This is a genomic window from Arthrobacter sp. 05T47 (genome assembly GCF_056395825.1).
The window spans coordinates 1-8,118 of the sequence record NZ_JBFTKG010000067.1 but is presented as its reverse complement, the minus strand read 5'-3'; the positions used below and the strand labels follow the sequence as shown (position 1 = coordinate 8,118).

The following is an 8,118-nucleotide window of genomic DNA, read 5'->3' as shown; positions in this document are numbered from 1 at the left end:
GGGCAGGTGCCGCGGCGGCCGCGAACGGCGCGGCCAGGTCCCGGGCGGCGGCCGCCTGCGCCAATGCAGAGGCGGTGCTCCGGTTGATTGGCCGGCTGGTCCAGGACCGGACAGCGGCGCAATGGAAGGTGGTGGACGTGCTGCGCTCGGTGCGGCACGGCACTAACGGCACTCATGGGACCCAAAAAATTGCGGCCCAGAAACTTGGAATCACCGAGCAGTCGGTGAGCCGCGCGGTCATGCGCTCCGGCTGGCAGGAAGAATGGGCGGCGAGGCCGGCGGCAGAAATGCTGCTGGCCCTCGCGGACAGCCTGATGACCGGCATGACAGAAGGAGACACGTGAACGCCCTCTGGATCACGCTGGCCCTGCTGACAGCAGGCTTCGCCGGCTGGCCSGTTACCGCCGGGGTGTTCCGCCTCGCCCGCACCATTGACGACCGCACCCTTGACGGCAGGGCCGGTGACAGACCCGGTGACAGGGGGAGCGCTTCCGGCGCGGACACGGCCGAGGACCCCTCCGCCGATTCCACCACTGACCCCGAAACACGGGCCGGCCAGGAGCCGGCGCCGGACGCTGTCCCGGCGCGTGACGCGGCCGGGCCCGCCGACACCGTCAGCAGCGCCCGGATCCTGCGCGGCGGCGCCATCATCGGCATCCTGGAACGGTTCGCGGTGTGCCTGGCCATCCTCGCCGGCCAGCCCGTCGCCATCGCCTACGTCGTGGCCATCAAGGGCCTGGGCCGGTTTGCGGAGTTGAAGGAGACTCCGGTCGCCGCCGAGCGGTTCATCATCGGGACCCTCACATCCATGCTGTGGGCAGCCGGCGTGGCGGCCGTAGCCAAGGTCCTTGTCTTCGGCTGACAGCGTGCCCGGGCGTCCCCGGATGGGAACCGGGCAAACAGGGCGATAGTGTATCCGTATGACTGTTTTTGCTGTGGAGTACGTGTACGACGCCGAATCTTCCGAGGTCCGCGATGCCAGCCGGCCGGCACACCGTGAATGGACGGCGGGACTTGCCCGCGAGGGCGCCCTGCTGGCAAGCGGCCCCTACGGCGACGGTGCAGGTGCACTGCTCATCTTCRAGGCGGCCGACGAGGCGGCCTTGAACGACCTGTTGCGGCAGGACCCCTTCGCGGCCGCCGGTGCCATCTCGGGCACGCGCACCACGGTGTGGGCTCCGCTGACCGGTCTCCTGGCCGATCACGCCTAGCCCCTTCCGCCCACACCTTCTTTACATCGCTACTAAAAGGGAGTCCACGTGACCTCGGTCAGCCTGGGAATGCCGTCAGCACCGCCCCCCGTCCTTGCCCCCCGCCGGAAGACGCGCCAGATCAAGGTGGGTTCCGTGGGCGTCGGCTCCGACTCGCCCATCAGCGTCCAGTCGATGACCACGACGCCGACCACGGACATCAACGCCACGTTGCAGCAGATCGCCGAACTCACGGCCTCCGGCTGCGACATCGTGCGTGTCGCCTGCCCGTCCGCCGATGACGCCGAGGCCCTGCCGATCATCGCCAAGAAGTCCCAGATCCCGGTGATCGCGGACATCCACTTCCAGCCGAAGTACGTCTTCGCCGCGATCGAGGCCGGCTGTGCGGCCGTGCGCGTGAACCCGGGAAACATCCGCAAGTTCGATGACCAGGTCAAGGAAATCGCCCGGGCCGCAAAGGACCACGGCACSTCGATCCGGATCGGCGTCAACGCAGGATCCCTGGAACCGGGCATCATGAAGAAATACGGCAAGGCCACCCCGGAAGCCCTCGTCGAATCCGCCGTCTGGGAAGCCTCGCTGTTTGAAGAACACGGCTTCCACGACTTCAAGATCTCCGTCAAGCACAAYGACCCGGTCATCATGGTCGCCGCCTACGAGATGCTGGCCGAAAAGGGTGACTGGCCGTTGCACCTTGGCGTCACCGAGGCCGGACCGGCCTTCCAGGGCACCATCAAGTCCGCGACGGCGTTCGGCGCCCTGCTTTCCCGCGGGATCGGCGACACCATCCGKGTCTCCCTCTCSGCCCCGCCGGTCGAGGAAATCRAGGTGGGCAAYCAGATCCTGCAGTCGCTCAACCTGCGCCCSCGCAAGCTGGAAATCGTCTCGTGCCCGTCCTGCGGCCGCGCCCAGGTGGACGTCTACACGCTTGCCGAGCAGGTCACCGCGGGCCTGGAAGGCATGGAGGTCCCGCTGCGCGTSGCCGTCATGGGCTGCGTCGTGAACGGCCCGGGCGAGGCCCGCGAAGCGGACCTCGGCGTCGCCTCAGGTAACGGCAAGGGCCAGATTTTCGTCAGGGGCGAAGTCATCAAAACTGTGCCCGAGGATCAGATTGTTGAGACACTGATCGAAGAAGCCATGCGAATCGCTGAAGAGATGGGGGACGCCGGTGGCGAAGATGCTGCAAAGGGTAGCCCCGTGGTTAGCGTCTCGTAGGGACGACGCCGCACCCGGCGTCGTCGTCAGGGCCCTGGGCGGCGCCGACACCGGAGCGCTGCTGGCGCTCGCCCACCGGGACGCCGTCGCCAACGTCTTCATCCTCTCGCACCTGGAGGGCGCCGGCACGGCGGCGCCCACGGCCGGGGGCGCCAGCATCTTTGGCGCGTTCGACGGCGGCACCCTCCTTGGCGCCTGCTGGGCCGGCGCCAACCTGGTGCCGATCGAGCTGGACGCGGACCTCGCCGGCCTCATCGCGATGGCCGCGCACCGCTCMGGGCGCCGCTACGCCTCSATCTTCGGGCCGGCCGAGCCTGTCCTGGCCATCCACTCGGCCTTGGAGCGGCTCGGCCAGGGCGCCCATGAAGTCCGGGACAACCAGCCCCTGCTGACGATCTCGGGCCCGCCCGCTGTCCGGCCGGAGCCTGCACTCGGCTTTGGCCAACTGGCCGACTTCGACAAGATCCTGCCCGCGTGCGCGGCCATGTTCGAAGAAGAAGTGGGCTATTCGCCCTACCTTGGCGGCCGGGAATACTACAGCCGGCGCGTCAAGAGCCTCATCCGCCARGGCCATTCACTCGTGCACCTGAACGCCAACGGCGACGTCGTCTTCAAGGCCGAGCTGGGCGCCGTCACGCCGGAAGTGACCCAGGTCCAGGGCGTCTGGATGAATCCAGAGTTCCGCGGGCAGGGACTGAGCGCGGGCTACATGGCCGGTGTCGTCGTCCTCGCACAGACGCTGGCGCCGGTCACCAGCCTGTACGTCAACGGCTTCAAYGCCAGGGCGCGGGCCACCTACGAACGGGTGGGCTTCCGCCAGGTGGGCACGTTCGCTACAGTGCTCTTCTAGCGGGCAGCYGCCGGCGACCGGTCTMGTTCTTGGGGGAACATGAAGACGTCAGCGCTGCGCATTGCCGGTGCCTCGGCACTACTCGCCTGGGGCGCCCTGGGGCTGTCCGCGTGCGGCACCCCCGGCGGCTCGCCGGACGCCGCCAAGAGTGCGCAAGCCCAGGCTGGAAGCCCGGCGCCCAGCCAGGCAAGCACGCCGACTCCCACGCAGACGCAGGCCAAGGCGTACACGAGCGCCGAACTGACGGCCATCGTGGCGCAGTTGAAGGACGCGCAGGGCAAGCCGCTCACCATGATGTCGGGCGCCGACCTCCAGAAATCCATTRACCAGGCAAAGTCCATGCTGGCATCGATCTCGGTGGAACCCGYAGAGTGCGCGCCGCTGGCCCTGGGCGGGCAGGCGGCRTCGAGCGAAGGCACGGCGGTYGCGGCGGGCGTGTCCCAGGACGCGGCGACAGGCGCCAGCACCGGGGTCTCCCTGGCCTACCGCGCCGACTCCAAGGTCCTTGAACAGGGAATCGCCCAGGGCGAGGTCCTCAACAARTGCTCAGCCATGTCGTTCACCACCGGCGGGACCAAGGTGGACCTCAAACTGACCAAGCTGGACGGACTCGGCACCACCCCGGGCAGCGTCGCGTACCGGACGGACACCGCCCTGGCGGACGGCCGAAAGCAGTCCGCGATCACCGGGCAGGTGCTCCAGGGCGGCGTTCTCGTCACCGTCGTCGCCGCGGGTGGAGCCAGCGAGGCCGAGGCAGTGACCCGGGCGGGAAAGATGCTGGACGAGGCCGCCGCKCTGGTCGGGAAATAAGCCGCCCGGAGCCCGGACCGGTCCTACAGCGACACTGCTGAAATTAACCGGGTGCAGACTCTTGATTCCGGGCGCCGTGTCACATAGGTTCTACCTAGCCGTGTCGCAAAGGCGCGYGCATTCCCCGGCGAAWATTCCGGGGAAGGCGACGCCTGGAGGCGACACCAAGTAGCTCGCAGCCTGAGATCTGGGGGTGCTGGGGCCACGGGAGCCACGCCATGACGGGATGACCAGCTGGAAACGGCCAGGGGCTTCCATCAGTTATGGCGTGGCTCTTTCCTGTCMTCTTCCGTGCCATGGGCGCTGCGGCGGCAGGCCACGCAACAGTGCWTCGCGGCAGGGCATCGGGGCAAGCGGGGGCCKTCAGGACGGTAGATTAGTATCTAGACGCTTTTCTTAGGCTTTGCCCGCACTTCCCCAGAAACGGATACCCCACCTGTGGTCCTTCGACTCTCCCAGCTGTTCCTGCGCACCCTGCGCGAAGATCCCGCCGACGCCGAGGTGGCCAGCCAYCGGCTCCTGGTCCGMGCCGGCTACATCCGCCGCGCGGCCCCGGGCATCTACACCTGGCTGCCGCTGGGACTGAGTGTCCTGCGCAAGGTGGAGCAGGTCATCCGCGAGGAAATGACCGCCATCGGAGCCCAGGAAGTCCACTTCCCGGCGCTGCTGCCCAAGGAGCCCTACGAGGCCACCAACCGCTGGACCGAATACGGCGAGGGCATCTTCCGGCTCAAGGACCGCAAGGGCAACGACTACCTCCTGGCACCCACGCACGAGGAAATGTTCACCCTGCTGGTCAAGGACCTGTACTCCTCGTACAAGGACCTGCCGCTGAGCATCTACCAGATCCAGAACAAGTACCGCGACGAGGCACGCCCCCGGGCAGGCCTGCTGCGCGGCCGCGARTTCATCATGAAGGATTCCTACTCCTTCGACGTCGACGACGCCGGACTGGACGCCAGCTACGCCGCCCACCGCGGCGCGTACCTGAAGATCTTCGAGCGCCTGGGCCTTGAAGTTATTCCGGTTGCTGCCACCGCCGGCGCCATGGGYGGGTCCAAGAGCGAGGAATTCCTGCACCCCACCGAGATCGGYGAGGACACGTTCGTGCGCTCCGCCGGCGGCTACGCGGCCAACGTCGARGCCGTCACCACCGTGRTCCCCGCAGAMATCGACTTCAGCAACGCACCGGCCGCYGATRTCCGGGACACCCCGGACACGCCCACCATCGAAACGCTYGTCGACGCCGCCAACGTCCTGGTTCCGCGGGCWGAGGCCGRCGGCGGCCCCTGGACCGCCGCCGACACGCTCAAGAACGTCGTGCTCGCCGTGACGCTGCCGACCGGTGARCGCCAGCTCGTCGTGATCGGCCTCCMGGGCGACCGCGGCGTGGACCTCAAGCGCGTCGAAGCGAACATTGGATCCTTCCTGCCSATCGSCGGCGARATCACGCTCGAAGCCGCCAACGACGACGACCTCAAGAAGCAGCCCCTGATCGTCAAGGGCTACCTCGGCCCCGGCATGTCACTGGACGCGCCGCTGCTGGGCACCGAGGGCGCCGCGAAGCTGCTCTACCTCGTGGATCCCCGCGTCGTCAGCGGCTCCGCCTGGGTCACCGGCGCCAATGAGGCCGGCAAGCACGTGTTCGGCCTCGTCGCCGGACGCGACTTCGGCTGGGACGGCGTCATCGAGTGCACCGATGTGCGCGCCGGCGATGAGGCTCCGGACGGTTCCGGCCCGCTCGAAACCGCCCGCGGCATCGAAATGGGCCACATCTTCCAGCTGGGCCGGAAGTACGCCGCGGCCCTGGACCTGAARGTCCTGGACCAGAACGGCAAGCAGGTCGTGGTGACCATGGGCTCCTACGGCGTCGGCGTCACCCGCGCKGTGGCTGCCCTGGCCGAGTCCAACCACGACGACAAGGGCCTGGTCTGGCCGCGCGCCGTCGCCCCGGCCGACGTCCATGTTGTGGCCGTGGGCCGCGGCGAGGAGATTTTCGCGGCCGCCGAGAAGCTGTCCCTGGAACTGGAAGCCGCCGGCCTCGACGTCATCTATGACGACCGCCCCAAGGTTTCCCCCGGCGTGAAGTTCGGCGACGCCGAACTCGTCGGCGTCCCCACCATCCTCGCCGTCGGGCGCGGACTCGTGGACGGCGTCGTGGARATCAAGGACCGCCGCAGCGGCGACGCCGAGAACGTAGCCGTTGACAAGGCTGTTGACTACGTGGTCAACGCCGTGCGCAACGGCTGATGCTSCACAGTTCCCACTAGTGGTTTCCGGTCTCGAGTCGATCCAGCTCGGCACCGTCGTCCTGGTCATTCTGGCTGGTCTGGCGGCGGGCTGGGTCGACGCCGTGGTCGGCGGCGGCGGGCTCATCCAGCTCCCGGCSATGCTCCTSGTGCCSGGCATCAGCCCGGTGCAGGCGCTGGCMACCAACAAGATGGGGTCCATCTTCGGCACCACCACGAGCGCGGTCACGTATTACGGCCGTGTCCGGCCCGATCTGCGCACCGCCCTGCCCATGGCGGCGATCGCGATGGCGGGCAGCTACGGCGGTGCGGTGCTGGCCGCCAACCTGCCCGCGAGCGTCTTCAAGCCAATCATCGTGGCCGCACTGATCGCCGTCGCCCTCTTCACCGCCTTCCAACCCAGCGTCGGCCAGCTGACCAAGCTGCGCCACGAAGGGCACCGGCACTATGTGGTGGCCTGCCTGATCGGTGGCGCGATCGGCTTCTATGACGGGCTGATCGGACCCGGAACGGGCTCGTTCCTGATCATCGCGCTCGTCTCGGCCATGGGCTACGCCTTCCTGGAGGCCAGCGCCAAGGCCAAGATCGTGAACGTGGCCACGAACGCCGGCGCCCTGCTGTTCTTCGTGCCTCACGGCGCGGTGCTGTGGGGMCTGGGGCTGCTGCTGGGGGCGGCAAATATGGCCGGCGGSTACATCGGTGCCCGGACCGCCGTCCGGCAGGGCAGCCGCTTCATCCGCATCGTCTTCCTGGTGGTYGTTGCCGCGCTGATCATCAAGCTCGGCTCCGACGTCTGGCAGGACAACTTCACCTRATCAACGGCTCYGCGAGGGGCTCCCGGTCCGCTGGCGCCGGGCGTAGCATGCAGCTATGTCAGCAGGCGAGGAACGTTACAGGGATGCCCTCGAAGCCGCGGCCCGGCACGCACGCCGGTGGCTCGAGAGCCAGGGCACACGCCRCATCGGACCGCAGGCCACGGCCGCCGAGCTGGCCGCCGACTTCGGCGGTCCGCTGCCCCAGACCGGCRTGCCGGCCGCCGAAGTGGTGGATTACCTCGCGGCGAAAGCCGAACCCGGGCTGATGGCCATGCCGTCCGGACGGTTCTTCGGTTGGGTCATCGGCGGCACGCTGCCGGCGGCGCTGGCTGCGGACTGGCTGGTCAGTGCCTGGGACCAGAACGCCGGGCTGCGCTTCGCCACGCCCGCGACCGCCGCAATCGAGGAAGCCGCCGGCCACTGGATCCTTGAGCTTCTCGGGCTCCCYGAAGAGTCCGGCGTTGGTTTTGCCACCGGCGCCACCATGGCCAACTTCACCGGCCTCGCCGCCGCCCGCTGGCGGCTCATGGCCGATGCCGGGTGGGACCTCGACGGCGACGGACTCGCCGGCGCGCCCCGGATCCGCTGCTTCGTGGGACAGGAACGCCACGACACCATCGACCTCGGCCTGCGCTATCTGGGCCTCGGACGTCCCGCCCTGGTGCCCTCCGACCGCCAGGGGCGCATCATCCCGGCCGAGCTGGATTGTGCCCTGGACCTCGCGCTCAGTGCGGGGGAGGGCAGCCCGGTCCCACTGCTCGTGTGCCTGCAGGCCGGGAACCTGCATTCGGGCGCCTTCGACCCCTTCGTCGAGGCCATCGCCGTCGCGAAGGCCCATGGCGCCTGGGTGCACGTGGACGGGGCGTTCGGACTCTGGGCAGCTGCTGTGCCCGAACTGTCCGCCCTGACCGCCGGACTCGGGCTGGCCGATTCGTGGGGGACGGATGCGCACAAGACCCTCAACGTGC

General features: G+C 68.6%; 8 protein-coding genes and 1 pseudogene. All 9 read left to right on the top strand.

Going from position 1 to position 8,118, the window contains the following annotated elements; translation table 11 throughout:
• A pseudogene (locus AC1DEY_RS22250) lies at window positions 1-344 on the top strand (MarR family transcriptional regulator); the annotation flags it as partial.
• On the top strand, window positions 341-862 hold the full coding sequence (locus tag AC1DEY_RS22245; RefSeq protein ID WP_476869888.1) for a hypothetical protein: 522 nt from the start codon (window positions 341-343) through the stop codon (window positions 860-862). The pseudogene AC1DEY_RS22250 and the gene AC1DEY_RS22245, both read left to right, overlap by 4 nt.
• Window positions 863-920: 58 nt before the next feature.
• Window positions 921-1,211 (top strand): YciI family protein, encoded by a 291-nt coding sequence (locus AC1DEY_RS22240; protein ID WP_476869887.1) that lies wholly within the window; start codon window positions 921-923, stop codon window positions 1,209-1,211.
• A 48-nt stretch (window positions 1,212-1,259) separates the two neighbouring features.
• A complete protein-coding gene (gene ispG, locus AC1DEY_RS22235) occupies window positions 1,260-2,426 on the top strand; it encodes a flavodoxin-dependent (E)-4-hydroxy-3-methylbut-2-enyl-diphosphate synthase (RefSeq protein ID WP_476869886.1) in 1,167 nt (388 codons plus the stop codon).
• Window positions 2,389-3,276, top strand: a complete 888-nt coding sequence (locus AC1DEY_RS22230) for a GNAT family N-acetyltransferase (protein WP_476869885.1) — start codon at window positions 2,389-2,391, stop codon at window positions 3,274-3,276. Before ispG ends, AC1DEY_RS22230 begins: the two co-directional genes overlap by 38 nt.
• 39 nt (window positions 3,277-3,315) lie before the next feature.
• Window positions 3,316-4,086 carry a hypothetical protein gene (locus AC1DEY_RS22225; RefSeq protein ID WP_476869884.1) on the top strand — a complete coding sequence of 257 codons (771 nt, stop codon included), beginning with the start codon at window positions 3,316-3,318 and terminating at the stop codon, window positions 4,084-4,086.
• A gap of 438 nt (window positions 4,087-4,524) precedes the next feature.
• Window positions 4,525-6,336, top strand: a complete 1,812-nt coding sequence (locus AC1DEY_RS22220) for a proline--tRNA ligase (protein WP_476869883.1) — start codon at window positions 4,525-4,527, stop codon at window positions 6,334-6,336.
• 19 nt (window positions 6,337-6,355) lie between these two features.
• Window positions 6,356-7,150, top strand: coding sequence for a sulfite exporter TauE/SafE family protein (locus tag AC1DEY_RS22215; RefSeq protein ID WP_476869889.1), 795 nt, complete (start codon window positions 6,356-6,358; stop codon window positions 7,148-7,150).
• A 55-nt stretch (window positions 7,151-7,205) separates the two neighbouring features.
• A partial coding sequence (locus AC1DEY_RS22210; RefSeq protein WP_476869882.1) for a pyridoxal phosphate-dependent decarboxylase family protein occupies window positions 7,206-8,118 on the top strand: 913 nt, incomplete at its 3' end.